Annotated in this window: 1 protein-coding gene; it reads right to left on the bottom strand. The window is 70.6% G+C overall.

Going from position 1 to position 770, the window contains the following annotated elements; all coding sequences use genetic code 11:
* Nucleotides 1–22 precede the first annotated feature (22 nt).
* Complete coding sequence (locus ABD323_RS42530; RefSeq protein WP_344447410.1) at nt 23–418, bottom strand: transglycosylase family protein; 396 nt, start codon at nt 416–418, stop codon at nt 23–25.
* Nucleotides 419–770 lie beyond the last annotated feature (352 nt).

Raw genomic sequence — 770 nt, forward strand, 5'->3', positions numbered from 1 at the left:
GTTGTGCTGGGTGGGGCTGGGCTCAGTGGAGGCCGGCCTTGACGGAGCAGATGGGCCAGGCGCCGGGGCCCTGGGAGGCGAGGACCTTCTCGCCGATGGTGATCTGCTGGGCCTTGGTGGCCTGGTTGGCCTGGGCGGCGTAGGCGGTGCCGCCGTAGGCGGCCCAGGTGGACTGGGTGAACTGCAGTCCGCCGTAGAAGCCGTTGCCGCTGTTGATGCTCCAGTTGCCGGTGGCCTCGCACTGGGCGACCTTGTCCCAGGTGGTGGGGGCGGCGGCGGAGGAGGCGGTGGCCGTGACGAGGCCGGCGACCGGCAGGACGGCGAGGGTGCCGCCCAGGACGGCCATCCGCACCCGGTTGCGCTTGGGGGTGGTGGTGGCGGTCGTGCCGGTGGCGGTGTTCTCGTTACGGAAGATCAAGAGGGTGCCTTTCGACGGCGGTGCGGGCTGCGGGGCCGCACGGAACCAGGCCCCGGACAGGGGGGAGGGTTTTCGTGTGGTGTCCCGAGTGACGCTCGGTGCGCTGAGTTCGAAGGTAGGCAGTGCGGGGTGGGGTTTCAACGGTGGGGGGATCGTCGCAGGCCAGCGGTGGTTACCCGCGGAAACCCGCGTCACGAATCGGGACATCACCACCGAAAACACGGCCCGGGCGGCTCGTGGCCTGGTGTCCGGTGTGGTGCACACCACCCGGAAACGGCCGGAAACGGTCGACCACCCGCACCGCGAGCGTCACCCTGCGTCACAAACAGCCCCGCCCGTGGCCCGCACCACA

Source organism: Kitasatospora nipponensis, from assembly GCF_039528135.1.
GTDB classification, from domain to species: domain Bacteria; phylum Actinomycetota; class Actinomycetes; order Streptomycetales; family Streptomycetaceae; genus Kitasatospora; species Kitasatospora nipponensis.